Here is a 13,849-nt window from a genome sequence, read left to right on the forward strand (position 1 = left end):
CTGCATTAATTTCCATTAGCCATCCGCTCCCTTTTCAAATTTTTCAACGTATTGCACACTTATAGTAAAACATAAATCACTTTTAAAAACATGACTTATCATTTTCTATTGCAATGCATAAAGCTTTAAAATTCTTATTTTAGTTTTCAATCACAGTAGACTTTAGCCATTATCATCCATGTTTGCCAAAGCGCTGATACTCTTAAAATTAACTTGCTTTAATAATTGTTCGTAAGTATTTAGTGCTTTTTGAGTTACGTTTTCTCCATAACCAGTTAGGTAAATGTACATAGCGCGTTGATCTTCTACACACTCTTGTCTATATACAAGTGGCGTCTCTGTATTTTCCATTCTTACAATAAGTCTAGACATTGCACTTTGACTTAAGTCAACCACTTTAATCAAATCATTAATTTTGTATTTTTTATGCTCTGACTTATAAATTTCATATAATACATAAAATTCTTTAATACTTAGAAAATATTGTTCTTTCAATTTTCTTTCAATCATCGCTTCAATATAATGTATATATTTAGTCATTTTAATCCAGTTATCCACTTTTTGTTCTTTTTTCATTGTATATCTCCCCACTAATCATACGTTTGAAAACTTCTTTAAGTTATTTTTATTGATTAATTCTGAAATAACGTTGTAAAAAACATTATTTCCAAGTGTTGCACTTTTTCATACGACTACCTATATAAATACTTTGCTTTTATAAGTTATATTATTCAATATTCTATAAGTTTCGGTATGTACTTTATAGTTTAAAGGATAAAAATGTCGAACTAAAGACGAGATACTTCCAATTCCTGCTTTTTTTATACATCAACAACATATAATTAGAATATGTTTTTCTTGAGCATAATACAAAAAACCATTTTAGTGTACTAACAACTAATACTAATAAAATAAATTCAATTTTATTAGTGTTTTAATTGTTAATAGTGACTAAAATGGTTTTATTTTGTTAAGTTAACACGATTTATGTTTATTGCTTTTTCAATAATTGCTCTTTCAAATCTTTACGTTCATATTCTAATGAGTAAGGATCATTTAACCAATAAATGCCCTCATCCACTTTAATTGTGTGTCCATTTTTGACAGCCTCAGTACTTTTCCATAAATCTTTATTTTCAAAAGATAATTGAGTTCCTTTAGCGACTGGTGTAACGACATAATCACCTGCCATATCTGGAATTTCTTCTTCAGATATATCAGCTAAATCATTTTTCTCAGTAGCTTTTTCAACATTTTCTGGCATTTTTAAGCCAAATGCATCATACAATACTTCACTACCATGGCCGTATGTCTTACCGAGCGCATACACTTTTTTATCAAAATCTTTTATAATTGAAACAGTTGTATCTTCACCAATAGCTTCTTTTATTGTTTTACCATCATTTTTTGTCTTTTTCTCCCATTCATCAATCCATGCGTTTGCTTGTTTTTCTTTACCTATTATTTTTCCTAGTTCTTGATGTTGCTCTTTGTAGTCATGTTTCAAATAATCAAAAGCAATTGTGGGCGCAATTTTATTTAATTTTTTTAAATTTTTATCAGTATTATAAGTAATAATTAAATCTGGTTTTAATTTTGCGACACTTTCTACATTCTCTGCGTCTACTTTTTTAACGTCTTTAAATTTATCCTTTAATACTTTGCTATCATCCACGATGTTAGCTACACCTACTATGTTCCCATCAAGTTGTTTTAAACCACCTGCATAAGTTGCACCAAGTACGACAATACGTTTTGGCTTTTTAGGTATTTTTACTTTGTCCCCTGAATCTTGAACATACGTCTTTGTCTCTTTCTTACTTTTTGATGACTCATTATCAGATTGATTACCACATGCTGCTAATACCAAAATAAGTGCAAGTAATGGTAATAATAATTTTTTCATTCCTAAATATCCCCTTTTCATTTGTTTACAATTTAAACTGAGCTTAATTATATATTATACTTCATTTATATTGAACGAACCACAAATAATTGTTGATTGTGCATGAATAATTACTCAACTTAATATATAGAAAGTAGCGCTTTCGTATAATGGGCGCGTTCTTCAGAAAATAAATACGCAATCGGAAAATCATCGACAATTTCTCCATCTTTCATAACAACAATTCGCTCAACAAATTGATTTAAAAATGCAATATCATGAGAAATCATAATAATGCCTTTGTTTGTTTGATCATGGTAGTCTTTCAAAACTTTTATCATTCTCTGTTCAGCTATCACATCTAAACTAGCAGTTATTTCATCGCAGATTAACATATCCGGTGCTAACATTAATGTACGTATTGTGTTAAATCGTTGTAACTGCCCACCACTTAACTCGTCTGGAAACTTTTGTAATAATGATTCTTCTAAATGCATATATGACATTAAATATTTAAGATTTGTGCGAATATCTGCTGTTGATTGTGAACCTTTATAATATCGTAATGGTTCTTCTAATGCGGTTTGTATTTTGAATTTGGGATTAAAACTATCGTATGCATGTTGAAATATCGGAAGCATACTTAGTCCTTGTGTTGAATAATGACCTTGATAATTGGTTAATAATCCTAACATTACATGAGCCAATGTCGTTTTACCAGAACCACTTTCACCAACAATGCCAACTTTTTCATTTGAAGCTATCGTCAAATTAATATTTTTTAAAATAGGAGCATTTTTATAAGCAAAGTTTATATGTTGCAACTTAATCATTTATGTCATCCTTCCTTAACTGACTACGCGCATCAAACAATTTAAGACTGTATGGTTTTACATTGCCATCCTTAAATGCTTGAACATGATTAAAATCTATGACTTTGCCATGTTGAATGATGCTAATCCAATCACTAAAATCAAGCACATGAGACAAATTATGCGTAATCATCAGTAAGGTCACTTTATGGACTTCCGCTAAGTACTTGATTAAATGCATCACATTATAACCAGTAATTGCATCTAATGATGCTGTAGGTTCATCGGCAATAATAACACTTGGATTTAACATTAATACACTGGCGATTTGAACCCTAGCAAGTTGACCACCTGATAAATTAAATCTATAACGCGTCATCACTGCTTCTGAATCTAAATCCACCCATCTAAGTGCTTGTTTCACAAACTTTTTAGCTGTAGTTTTATCTACCTTATAATGCATTTTGTAAATCGCAATTAATTGCTTGCCTAATTTTGTGTGATCATTAAAGCTATGTGTGTAATCCTGAGATATAAATCCAATTTCTTTTCCTAGTAAATTGCTTACACCAGTAATTGATTGCCCTTTGTAAACTAACGAATCAAAATGTGTCGTCAACATACTAGGAACTTGTTGTACGAGTGCTTTTGCAGTTAAACTCTTGCCAGAGCCACTTTCACCTACCAAAACATTCACTTTACTTTGTCGTAAAGTTAAATCAAGGTGGTCTACGAGCCTTTGGCCATCGGTATCTGTGATGGTTAAGTTTGTAATTTCTAAAAGGTTATTATTAGCCATCAGCATCACGCTTTCTTTTTAAAAGTCTATCTCTCAATGCATCACCAGTTAAATTAAATAATAAAATAGTTACTGTGATTAAAAATGCGGGTACAATTATTAACAATGGGTATGAACTGATATAATCTCTACCTGCATTTAACATTGCTCCCCACTCTGGAGAAGGTGGCTGTGCACCTAAACCTAAGAATGATAGCGAAGAAATATAAAGTATAATTTTCCCAAAATCTACGGTCATTAAAACGATCACAGAAGGCATCACTTGTGGAAAAAAATGTTTTAAAATAATGCGATGGGTCGGTACATTAAATAGCTTAGCCATTTGAATATACGGTTTGCTTATTTCACTACTGACAATTGAACGTGTGAGTCGTGTGTAAGTCATCCATTTGATAATCGTAATCGCTATCACTAAATTCCATATACTCGGTTTAAAGAAGCTTGCCATAGCAATCATTAACACAAATTCTGGAATACTTAATCCTATGTCGATAACACGCATAATAATCGTATCAACGAAACCTTTTTTATAACCTGCTAAAAGTCCCAATGGCACACCAATGATCACGGTAATCAACAAAGTGATTAAACTGATGATTAATGTATATCTTGCACCGACAATCACCCTTGCTAGTAAATCTCGACCATAGTCATCTGTACCTAGCCAATGTGTGCTACTAGGAAGCTCTAGTGTATGACTCAAATGTACCTCCAATGCACTATCTGCTGAAATAAGAAATTGAGCTACGATGAGTAACAATACATAAATACCAAACACATAAAAAATAAAACTGCCTTTATTTTTATGTCTCATTCAATATCACCATCCTGGCCCTGACGTTTTAATGTATCATTGATTTTGTTAAAACGACGTTTAGGATCGAGCCATAAAAGTAACAAATCACTAATCGTATTGGCTAACACCACAAAGAATCCAATCATGATAACAGCACCTTGTACTACTGGATAGTCCCTCGCTCTAATACTATCTACAAGAAAGTGACCAAGACCTGGTATACCAAATAAATTTTCAATCACTACCGTACCACCAATCAAACTACCAACAGACATACCTAATACTGTAATCACAGGGACAATAGCTGGCTTAAATAAGTCTTTCCATAAGATGTAGTGCTCCGACATTCCTCTTAGTCTAGCCGCTTCTACTTCTTTAGATTGATATAGTTCAACTAAAGTCGAACGCATTAACCTTACATAATATGCACTCATGCCAATACTTAATGCGATTACAGGCAATATATAACCAGCGATGGAATCTAAACCTGATGAAGGAAGTATATTTAATTGTTGTGCAAATATATAAATTAATATCGTTCCTAAAAAAAAGGAAGGCACACTCACAGTAAATGAAGTCAATATTCTTATCTAAGTATCTATCCATGTATGATATCGTTTTGCTGCTAATATACCTAAAGGAATAGCAACTAGAAATACGATAACAATCGTTAATACTGCAATGATTAACGTTGGAGGTGTATAAAAAATCAATGCTTTAGTCACAGGTTCTCCAGTTTGATAACTTGTACCGAAGTTTAATTGTATTATCTGACCTAACCATTGAAAATATTGCATTACTGGTGATTGATTGAGTCCTAATCGTTCTTTCGTAGCTTCAATTTGTTCGCTTGAAACATTCGCTACATCTAAGTGCAAAACTTTATCAACAGGGTCTCCAGGCGTAAGTTCCATTAATATAAAAGTGATAGTAGAAAGGACAAACAATACAATGATCATTTGTCCAATTTTAGAAAGTATATGTTTTAATATCATTCTTTTTTATCAACCTTATAGTCAATAAGATAAATACCTTCTGGTGTTGAAGTTAAATGCTCTACATTCTTATTCATTCCAACGATATTATCATTATAAGAAATATAACTGTTTGCGATGTCATCACTTGTAATATTAATGATTTGATTCGTAATGTTATTACGTTCTTCTTTGTTCACTGTTTTATTTAGCTCATCTATTAATGCTGTGACCTTATGATTATCATAACCACCTGTATTAATTGCGCCTTTTGGTTTGTAAGCTTGGTTAAAGAAATAACCCGTATCCCCTCTAGGAATTGTACCAAAACTGTAAAGTGAGGCATCCCACTGATCTTTATCTTTTAAATAACCCTGTATGTCATCCACATTACGTAATTGGATATCAATATTAGCTTTTTTAGCATCTGACTGAATGACTTGTGCAATTTTAGGTAATTCTGGACGTCCATTATACGTAGATATCGTCAGTTTTAATGGATGTGCTTCACTGTAACCTGCATCTTCCATTAATTTTTTAGCTTGTGCAATATCTTGTTTTTGCACATCTTTATTTTCTATAAAGTCGAGCTTATTGTTGAATGGTCCAGTTGCTGGTGTTGCATAGCCTTTTGAAACATGATCTACAATACGCTTACGATCAATAACTTTATCTAATGCTTCACGCACTTGCTTTGTCATTTTATCACTCGTATGATTATATAATAATAATCCAGTTCTGAAACCAGAGATTGATGAAATTTTCGTCTTATCACTCTCTTTTAATGATTTAACTTTTTCAACAGGTACATCCGTAATGACATCTGCTTTTCCAGAATCTAAATCACTCGTGCGGGCATTGCCGTCTTCTTGATATGTAACATTGATGCGGTCTAGTTTTGGTTTGCCTTGCCAATAATCTTTATTTCGGTCCAATTGAATTTTCTGTGATTGCTTATAATCTTTAATTTGATACGGACCCGTGCCTACAGGTGTTTTATTGATATCTCCTTTAGCTTCAGTATCATAAATAGCTGAGAATGGGCTAGCTAATTCTGAAATGAGTTCAGGATATGCAGTTTTTGTTGTGATTTGCAATTTTTGTCCATCCACTTTGATATCTTTGATTGGCAGTGAACCTTTGACTAAATCACTTTTTTGAATACTTTTCTCCAAGCTGGCTTTAACTGCTTCACCTGTCACTTTTTTTCCATTTTGGAATTTAATATCATCTTTTAATGTTAAATCTAATTGAGTCGGTGATGTTTGTCCGTAAGATTTAACTAGCAACTTTTGAACTTTACCATCTGCTGTCGCTTTAAATAATGATTCTGCAGCACCTACCTTCACAGGTACATCTGTTTCATATGGTGCGATAGATGTCGTTTTCAAAGGTAATTCTATATCTAAAGTTTTGCCTTTAGATTGGCTGCCAGAGCCACTACAACCAGCCAAAATCACTGTTGTAGAAGCTAATACTGTGATGATTTTTTCATAAACATACCTCTTTCCAACAATTTTTATTGAATAATAATCTATCCACAAAGTACACCCTCTTTTATTATACTTAGTTTGTACATTTAATTAAACTTCATGCTTCAATGGTCACTTATTTTTGTACACGCATACGATTTCCTGCGAATAACATTATCCATGTAGCAATAATAAACGGTAAGGTAAAGACAGGTAAGCCAAATGGTGTTAGCAATGTAATCATACCTGCATGTATAACTACCGTGAGTAAGACACCAAGTACAATACTCATATATCTTGGGATTCTAGTTTTAAATGCTACGCCTAATGCTAAAACTGTAAGAATGACATTATAACCAAATAAACCATCATTAATCTGATCATGATTTGCACCGAGCACCGTAACAGCTGCAAAACCAATGACATTAGCAACCATTGCGTAAAGTCCTGCTTTTCTTGAAGCAATAAATATCCCGATTAAAATGAAAGCACCTGCTAAAACACTTTTCAATAAAAAAACTTCACTAAAACCTGATAAAAAGGCACTAATAAAATCGATATGATGTCCCGAATATGTAATTTCTTTGACAGTATTAGGCAATATTTTTACATCTGCATTTACAAACTTGAATTGAAAAGACATTAATAAAACAACCCAGCTTACAAATACATACGGCATCGTTAACATGGGTACACCAAAAGGTTTAAAAAACTCTCTAAATGCTGATCCTAATGGCATTGTTATAATTATTGCAACAATGACTATCAATAAGCTATACCATTCAGGTACTAAAAATAACGTTAATGCAATTGCAGTCAATACTGGATTAAAACCTGCTAAACCACTATTAATCTCTTCATCTGAGTAATTTGTATATTGAGCTAATAATAGTGATATTAAACTAGCAATGAGCGCCATTAAACCAACTTTCCAACTACCTACAAATAGACCTATTAAGATAAATAAACCTGTCCATGCATTGTTCAACAACAAAACCTGTGTGATATTTTTTAATAATATTTGAATCGCATTCAAAATGTCACCTGATTTCTATAAAATTTACGTTATTCATCTTATATCATACAACCTATAATTAAAAGTCTTTCAAATTTTACTAAATTCGCTATTTTCACACTTTTCCTTAATGTGTAATTCTTGTAGTTAGCCTAGCAACCCTTATTATTAAAATGTAGCCACATACACATCGATATTGATTTTAACAGATTTGGAAAGGGAGTGAACAACGTGCATTTTACACAACGTGAGCAAGATAAGTTAATGTTAGTCATTGCATCCGATTTAGCACGTAGACGTCAACAAAGAGGATTAAAATTAAACTATCCTGAAGCAGCCGCTATCATCAGTTTTGAATTGTTAGAAGGCGCACGCGATGGAAAATCAGTAGCAGAACTTATGAGTTATGGAAAACAAATATTAAGTGCAGATGATGTCATGGAAGGTGTTGCAGATATGTTAACTGATTTAGAAATTGAAGCAACATTCCCTGATGGTACAAAATTAATTACTGTCCATCATCCGATAGTCTAAAGGAGGATACATGATGAAACCAGGTGAAATTATTGTTAAACGTACAGAAATCGATGTTAACAAGGGGCTTCATGCCACAGTCATCACTGTAAAAAACACAGGCGATCGTCCTATACAAGTTGGTTCTCACTATCACTTTTTTGAAGTGAATCCTGCATTAGATTTTAATCGTGAACATGCCTATGGCAAACGTTTAGATATACCCGCAGGTGCTGCCGTTCGTTTTGAACCAGGTGATGAAAAAGAAATTCAATTAGTAGAATATAAAGGGAGTCGTAATATTTTTGGCTTCCACGGAAAAGTAAATGGTCCTATAGACGACACACGTGTATTTAAACCAGATGATTATACTAAAGAATCTGATATTATCGATAAAGCTACTTTATCAGAAGATAATGCTAATAAAGAAAGTGGGTATAAAAGATGAGTTTCAAAATGACGCAATCTCAATACACGAGTCTTTATGGACCAACCATTGGTGATTCAGTAAGACTCGGTGATACAAACCTATTCGCTAAGGTCGAAAAAGATTTCGCTACATATGGTGACGAAGCTACTTTCGGCGGCGGCAAATCCATCCGAGACGGTATGGCTCAAAACCCTAACGTAACAAGAGACGACAAAAAAGTTGCAGATTTAGTTATTACTAACGCGCTAATCCTTGATTATGACAAAGTAATCAAAGCAGATATCGGTGTCAAAAATGGCTATATTATGAAAATTGGTAAAGCGGGCAATCCAGACATAATGGATAATGTTGATATCGTTATTGGTGCAACGACTGATGTTATTGCTGCAGAAGGTAAAATCATAACTGCTGGTGCCATTGATACACATGTCCACTTTATCAATCCAGAGCAATCACTCGTTGCTTTAGAAAGCGGCTCAACTACATTAATCGGCGGTGGTACAGGAGCTTCTGAAGGCTCAAAAGCAACAACTGTTACACCTGGACCTTGGTACATACATCGCATGTTGGAAGCAGCAGAACAAATTCCATTAAACATTGGTTTTACTGGGAAAGGACAAGCTGTTAACCACACTGCCCTCGTCGAACAAATTCATGCAGGTGTCATTGGTCTTAAAGTACATGAAGACTGGGGTGCAACACCATCTGCTTTAGATCACGCTTTACAAGTCGCAGATGACTACGATATTCAAGTGGCCTTACACGCAGATACTTTAAACGAAGCTGGATTTATGGAAGAAACAATGGCAGCAGTTAAAGACCGTGTATTACACATGTACCATACTGAAGGTGCTGGTGGCGGGCACGCGCCTGACTTAATTAAGTCAGCTTCTTACTCAAACATCTTGCCATCATCCACTAACCCTACTTTGCCGTACACACACAATACAATAGATGAACATTTAGATATGGTTATGATCACACATCACCTTAACGCTTCTATCCCTGAAGATGTTGCTTTTGCTGACTCTCGTATTCGTAAAGAAACAATTGCTGCAGAAGACGTATTACAAGATTTAGGTGTATTTAGTATGGTAAGTTCCGACTCTCAAGCTATGGGTCGTGTTGGCGAGGTAATCACACGTACATGGCAAGTGGCTCATCGCATGAAAGAACAACGTGGTGCGCTTGAAGGAGACGGTGAATATAACGATAATAATCGTATCAAACGTTATATTGCGAAGTACACAATCAATCCTGCAATTACACATGGTATTTCAGAGTATGTTGGATCTATTGATGAGGGCAAACTTGCAGACATCATAATGTGGGACCCAGCGTTCTTTGGTGTTAAGCCTGAGTTAGTGCTTAAAGGTGGAATGATCAATACGGCAATTAACGGTGATGCTAACGGTTCTATTCCAATTTCTGAACCACTCAAATACCGCAATATGTATGGACAATTAGGTGGTAATATGCAAAGTACTGCCATTACTTTTGTTTCATCCACTGCTTATGAAAATGATATAGGTAGAAGTTTAGGGTTAAAACGTAAATTAAGACCAGTTAAAAATATTCGTAAATTAACTAAAGCAGATATGAAAAATAATAACGCTACACCTAAACTAGATGTAGATCCACAAACTTATGAAGTATTTGTCGATGGTAAGAAAATAACAAGTGAACCAGCTACTGAGTTGCCACTAACGCAACGTTATTTCTTATTCTAGGAGGATAAAATATGATCATCGAAGAAATTAAAGGTAATATTGCAAATCTAGCACAAAATGAAAAAAACAAACACGTTGAAAAAGTTTATCTTGAAAATTCTGACTTAGTGAAACGTATTCAACGTGTTACAACAGACCATGGTAATGAAATTGGCATTCGTTTAAAACAGCCTATCGATTTGCAATACGGTGATATTCTATATCAAGACGATACAAATATGATTATTATAGACGTCAATTCAGAAGATTTATTAGTAATCAAGCCACGTACATTACAAGAAATGGGTGACATTGCTCATCAATTGGGTAATCGACATTTGCCAGCACAATTCACAGAAACAGAGATGCTTGTACAATATGACTATCTCGTAGAGGATTTATTGAAAGACTTAGGTATACCCTACAGCCACGAAGATAGAAAAGTAAACCAAGCATTTAGACATATAGGTCATTCACATGATTGATCATGCACATTTGCGCTTATTTCAATTTTGTGATTCTCAATTTCCGACTGGCGCTTTCAGTCACTCATTTGGACTTGAAACATATATCCAAAGAGATATTGTCCATGATGAAGCATCTTTTAAACAATGGCTTGAATTATTCTTAAATGAACAACTTTCGTTTGCTGACGGCTTAACAATGCGCTTAGTCTACGATGCACTAAATCATCATAATACTGAAAAAATATTGTATTTAGATCGTATACTTTTTGTACAAAACCTACCTAAAGAAACCAGACAAGGATCAAAACAAATGGGTAATCGCATGGTCAAACTAGCAGCAGAACTTTACGATAGTGAATGGATACAGTGGTATCAAACGCAAAACAAAAATAAAAAAGCAAAATTGCATCCGGCGATTTGTTTTACAATGCTCGGTCATTATTTAGGCGTCGATATTGAAATGATTATCGATTACTATTTATATCAAAATGTATCGAGTTTAACACAAAACGCAGTTCGTGCAATTCCTTTAGGACAAACTGCAGGTCAAAGAATCGTCTATGAAATGATTCCCTTTATGAAAGAAACAAGAAATCATATTATGACATTAGAGGAGTCACAATTAGGTATCACTGCACCCGGATTAGAGATCAACCAGATGGAACACGAGAACGTAAATGTAAGAATTTTTATATCTTAGGAGGGCATTTCCAATGACAGAGACAGTTAAAATAGGTGTCGGTGGCCCTGTAGGTGCAGGGAAAACACAACTTATTGAAAAATTAGTAAAACAATTATCTAAAGAATTTAGCATAGGTGTCATTACCAACGATATTTATACAAAAGAAGATGAAAAGATTTTAGTTAATTCAGGTGTGTTACCTGCAGAGCGCATCATCGGTGTTGAAACAGGTGGCTGCCCACATACAGCAATTCGTGAAGATGCTTCAATGAATTTTGCTGCCATCGATGAATTAAAAGAACGTAATGAAGATATCGATTTGATATTTATCGAATCTGGTGGCGACAACCTTGCTGCGACCTTCAGTCCAGAGTTAGTCGATTTTTCTATATATATTATCGACGTTGCTCAAGGGGAAAAAATCCCTCGCAAAGGCGGACAAGGCATGATTAAATCTGATTTCTTTGTAATTAACAAGACTGATTTGGCTCCGTACGTCGGTGCTTCATTAGAACGTATGGCTGAAGATACCGAAACATTCCGAGGCAAAAGACCATTTGCATTTACTAATCTTAAAACAGATGAAGGCTTAAATAAGGTTATCGAATGGATAGATCAAGATGTCTTTCTTAAAGGTTTAGCTTAATGGCAAATGCACAGCAAAAATGGACTGGCATATTAGATTTAACTGTTTTTAATAATGGTAGTAAATCTGTTGCGCGTGATATCTTTTTTGAGAAGGCATTAAAAGTCATACGCCCAGTTTACTTAAACGGCTCAGATATACCTACATTTTATATTGTAAATGTAGGCGGTGGTTATTTAGATGGTGACCGTTACAAAATGGATTTCACAGCAGAAGAAAATGCAAATGTGACTTTAACTTCACAAGGTGCGACAAAAATCTATAAAACATTAAATGATCATGTCGAGCAATATCAAAATTTTAACATTAAGGACAATGCTTATATCGAATATGTTGGCGATCCTATTATCGCCTTTGAAAACGCTAAGTTTTTCCAACATAATACATTTAATTTGAGTACCAACGGTTCACTATTCTATACAGATATACTGACACCCGGTTATTCAAAAGAAGATAAAGCCTTCACATATACGTATATGCATCTACTTAATGAAATTTATGTTGAAAATGAACTCGTAACATTTGATAATTTGTTACTTGATCCAACTAAAAATAAAGTTGATGGCCTAGGGTATATGGAAGACTATACACATTTAGGTTCATGCTATTTCATACATCCTGAAGTCAATCAAACTTTTATAGATGATATTTATGATTATATCAAGCATTATCACAAAACATATCATTGTCGTTTCGGTATTACTCAATTACCAACGCATGGTTTCAGCATTAGAATTCTATCAAATAAAACACAGATTATCGAGCGCATTTTAAATGCTGTACAAACGTACGTTGCACAGCATATCTTTGACAGAGAAGTCAATTTCTTAAGAAAATATTAACCTTAATCATGTCGTATATTATGAAATAGCAATTCCAACCTCGGAGCATGAAACATACAGTTTATACTCAATAAAAAGAACTTAGACAAACCCTGTGCAAATTAATGCGTAGGGTTTGTTTATTTTTATTTATATAGATATCTTTCAAATAGCAGTTGTCTTTCAGGCCATTATTGTCACTATTTAATTTATATATATTATCATATTGGCAGTGATTTGGGCTGACTCCTTCGGTAAGCGCACTAGCCAAAAACTATAGGCTAAGGCAGTGTCCGCGGAAAGCATGCACAAAAAAAACCGCCAACAAAGTTGTCGACAGTCTGAAAGAACTTATCTATTTGCATAGGGATAAATTCTTTTTTTATATCATATTTTGATCACGCTTGATTAAAGATATGATTTACATAATTCAAGGCAGTCTACTACTGACAATAAATTGTGCTCAACTTCTATCACTTAGTCCAAAATATTCATATCCAGACATCTATTTATACTGTAATAGCTTATAATGTTATTAAAACTTTCATACCATTTACTTTAAATAATATTTAGCAACCATACGATACTAATGACTAACAATAAAATTGTTGCAATATAAATCGCTAGCTTTTGCCCTTTTTTTAATGATTTTTCTTCATGCGTAAACAAGCTAAATAATGATCCATCTTTACCCATAAGCAGAGCAATAGAATAAATCAGTAGTATAATCGCTATAATTAATACGATTAATGCAACATAAACCATTTGCGATTGACTCCTTTCGAATTTCAATAGTTATTATTTTTCATACGTACATTTTATCTTAAT

The 13,849-nt window shown here is 33.6% G+C and carries 15 protein-coding genes and 1 pseudogene; 7 read left to right on the top strand and 9 right to left on the bottom strand.

What is annotated here, in order from left to right:
- Window positions 1-162: 162 nt before the first annotated feature.
- The 8 genes and pseudogenes from CD032_RS08570 to yut form a co-directional block, all read right to left on the bottom strand.
- Window positions 163-576, bottom strand: a complete 414-nt coding sequence (locus CD032_RS08570; protein WP_019469966.1) for a MarR family winged helix-turn-helix transcriptional regulator — start codon at window positions 574-576, stop codon at window positions 163-165.
- 415 nt (window positions 577-991) lie between these two features.
- Window positions 992-1,906, bottom strand: coding sequence for an ABC transporter substrate-binding protein (locus tag CD032_RS08575; protein WP_019469965.1), 915 nt, complete (start codon window positions 1,904-1,906; stop codon window positions 992-994).
- Between the two features lie 119 nt (window positions 1,907-2,025).
- Entirely contained in the window at window positions 2,026-2,718 is a 693-nt protein-coding gene (locus CD032_RS08580; protein WP_019469964.1) for an ABC transporter ATP-binding protein, read from the bottom strand.
- Complete coding sequence (locus CD032_RS08585) at window positions 2,711-3,496, bottom strand: ATP-binding cassette domain-containing protein (RefSeq protein WP_019469963.1); 786 nt, start codon at window positions 3,494-3,496, stop codon at window positions 2,711-2,713. The genes CD032_RS08580 and CD032_RS08585 overlap by 8 nt, the downstream gene beginning before the upstream one ends.
- On the bottom strand, window positions 3,489-4,310 hold the full coding sequence (nikC, locus tag CD032_RS08590) for a nickel transporter permease (protein WP_019469962.1): 822 nt from the start codon (window positions 4,308-4,310) through the stop codon (window positions 3,489-3,491). Before nikC ends, CD032_RS08585 begins: the two co-directional genes overlap by 8 nt.
- Window positions 4,307-5,287, bottom strand: a pseudogene (gene nikB / locus CD032_RS08595) (nickel ABC transporter permease). The gene nikC and the pseudogene nikB overlap by 4 nt, the downstream one beginning before the upstream one ends.
- Window positions 5,284-6,753: a nickel ABC transporter substrate-binding protein gene (gene nikA / locus CD032_RS08600; RefSeq protein WP_390325927.1), complete on the bottom strand. Its 1,470-nt coding sequence runs from the start codon at window positions 6,751-6,753 to the stop codon at window positions 5,284-5,286. Before nikA ends, nikB begins: the two are co-directional and overlap by 4 nt.
- Window positions 6,754-6,874: 121 nt before the next feature.
- Window positions 6,875-7,774: an urea transporter gene (gene yut, locus CD032_RS08605; protein WP_019469958.1), complete on the bottom strand. Its 900-nt coding sequence runs from the start codon at window positions 7,772-7,774 to the stop codon at window positions 6,875-6,877.
- Between the two features lie 210 nt (window positions 7,775-7,984).
- Between yut and CD032_RS08610 the strand changes: the two genes are divergently transcribed.
- Genes CD032_RS08610 through CD032_RS08640 form a run of 7 tightly spaced genes read left to right on the top strand, consistent with a single transcriptional unit; the run spans window position 7,985 to window position 13,042 of the window.
- Complete coding sequence (locus tag CD032_RS08610) at window positions 7,985-8,287, top strand: urease subunit gamma (protein WP_019469957.1); 303 nt, start codon at window positions 7,985-7,987, stop codon at window positions 8,285-8,287.
- A gap of 13 nt (window positions 8,288-8,300) precedes the next feature.
- The gene (locus CD032_RS08615; RefSeq protein ID WP_019469956.1) at window positions 8,301-8,714 is read left to right on the top strand and encodes an urease subunit beta; all 414 of its coding nucleotides are present in this window, start codon (window positions 8,301-8,303) and stop codon (window positions 8,712-8,714) included.
- Entirely contained in the window at window positions 8,711-10,426 is a 1,716-nt protein-coding gene (gene ureC, locus CD032_RS08620) for an urease subunit alpha (protein ID WP_103211379.1), read from the top strand. The genes CD032_RS08615 and ureC overlap by 4 nt, the downstream gene beginning before the upstream one ends.
- A gap of 11 nt (window positions 10,427-10,437) precedes the next feature.
- Window positions 10,438-10,890, top strand: coding sequence for an urease accessory protein UreE (gene ureE / locus CD032_RS08625; RefSeq protein WP_064264554.1), 453 nt, complete (start codon window positions 10,438-10,440; stop codon window positions 10,888-10,890).
- Window positions 10,883-11,572: an urease accessory protein UreF gene (locus CD032_RS08630; RefSeq protein ID WP_019469953.1), complete on the top strand. Its 690-nt coding sequence runs from the start codon at window positions 10,883-10,885 to the stop codon at window positions 11,570-11,572. Before ureE ends, CD032_RS08630 begins: the two co-directional genes overlap by 8 nt.
- Window positions 11,573-11,585: 13 nt before the next feature.
- The gene (gene ureG / locus CD032_RS08635; protein WP_019469952.1) at window positions 11,586-12,200 is read left to right on the top strand and encodes an urease accessory protein UreG; all 615 of its coding nucleotides are present in this window, start codon (window positions 11,586-11,588) and stop codon (window positions 12,198-12,200) included.
- The gene (locus CD032_RS08640) at window positions 12,200-13,042 is read left to right on the top strand and encodes an urease accessory protein UreD (protein ID WP_019469951.1); all 843 of its coding nucleotides are present in this window, start codon (window positions 12,200-12,202) and stop codon (window positions 13,040-13,042) included. The genes ureG and CD032_RS08640 overlap by 1 nt, the downstream gene beginning before the upstream one ends.
- 537 nt (window positions 13,043-13,579) lie before the next feature.
- Here CD032_RS08640 and CD032_RS08645 read toward each other — a convergent pair.
- On the bottom strand, window positions 13,580-13,786 hold the full coding sequence (locus tag CD032_RS08645; protein ID WP_019469950.1) for a hypothetical protein: 207 nt from the start codon (window positions 13,784-13,786) through the stop codon (window positions 13,580-13,582).
- Window positions 13,787-13,849: the final 63 nt, after the last annotated feature.

The organism is Staphylococcus cohnii subsp. cohnii, assembly GCF_002902365.1.
GTDB lineage: Bacteria > Bacillota > Bacilli > Staphylococcales > Staphylococcaceae > Staphylococcus > Staphylococcus cohnii.

Excerpts from the sequence above, each read along its gene's own strand:
- CD032_RS08570 (WP_019469966.1), bottom strand. The coding sequence starts at position 576 with ATGAAAAAAGAACAAAAAGTGGATAACTGGATTAAAATGACTAAATAT.
- CD032_RS08575 (WP_019469965.1), bottom strand. The coding sequence starts at position 1,906 with ATGAAAAAATTATTATTACCATTACTTGCACTTATTTTGGTATTAGCA.
- CD032_RS08580 (WP_019469964.1), bottom strand. The coding sequence starts at position 2,718 with ATGATTAAGTTGCAACATATAAACTTTGCTTATAAAAATGCTCCTATT.
- CD032_RS08585 (WP_019469963.1), bottom strand. The coding sequence starts at position 3,496 with ATGGCTAATAATAACCTTTTAGAAATTACAAACTTAACCATCACAGAT.
- nikC (WP_019469962.1), bottom strand. The coding sequence starts at position 4,310 with ATGAGACATAAAAATAAAGGCAGTTTTATTTTTTATGTGTTTGGTATT.
- CD032_RS08615 (WP_019469956.1), top strand. The coding sequence starts at position 8,301 with ATGAAACCAGGTGAAATTATTGTTAAACGTACAGAAATCGATGTTAAC.
- ureC (WP_103211379.1), top strand. The coding sequence starts at position 8,711 with ATGAGTTTCAAAATGACGCAATCTCAATACACGAGTCTTTATGGACCA.
- ureE (WP_064264554.1), top strand. The coding sequence starts at position 10,438 with ATGATCATCGAAGAAATTAAAGGTAATATTGCAAATCTAGCACAAAAT.
- CD032_RS08630 (WP_019469953.1), top strand. The coding sequence starts at position 10,883 with ATGATTGATCATGCACATTTGCGCTTATTTCAATTTTGTGATTCTCAA.
- ureG (WP_019469952.1), top strand. The coding sequence starts at position 11,586 with ATGACAGAGACAGTTAAAATAGGTGTCGGTGGCCCTGTAGGTGCAGGG.
- CD032_RS08640 (WP_019469951.1), top strand. The coding sequence starts at position 12,200 with ATGGCAAATGCACAGCAAAAATGGACTGGCATATTAGATTTAACTGTT.
- CD032_RS08645 (WP_019469950.1), bottom strand. The coding sequence starts at position 13,786 with ATGGTTTATGTTGCATTAATCGTATTAATTATAGCGATTATACTACTG.